Source organism: Streptococcus sp. HMSC078H12 (genome assembly GCF_001814615.1).
GTDB classification, from domain to species: domain Bacteria; phylum Bacillota; class Bacilli; order Lactobacillales; family Streptococcaceae; genus Streptococcus; species Streptococcus salivarius_F.
In genome coordinates this window covers 1-233 of sequence record NZ_KV817325.1, presented here as the reverse complement: position 1 = coordinate 233, position 233 = coordinate 1, and the positions used below count along the sequence as shown (strand labels likewise).

Genomic DNA, 233 nt, shown 5'->3' with positions numbered 1-233 from the left:
GGAACCGTAACTTTCGTTCCAGAAAAATCATTTACTGGAGAAGGTTCAGGCGTAACAGTGAAACGCGTGGATAAGAACGGAACTGAGATCACAGCTAAATACACACCAACTGTGACACCGGTAACTCCGACTGCGGAAGATACAACATCAACAGGTAAACAAGGTCAAACTCAAACAGGTAAGCCTAAATTTACTGAAGGCGATAGCCGTGTGCCAATGAACGATGACGTTCC

General features: G+C 45.1%; 1 protein-coding gene. It reads left to right on the top strand.

Translation table 11 applies throughout. The features are described 5' to 3' along the window. A partial coding sequence (locus HMPREF2979_RS05445) for a hypothetical protein (protein WP_148132227.1) occupies positions 1–233 on the top strand: 233 nt, incomplete at both ends.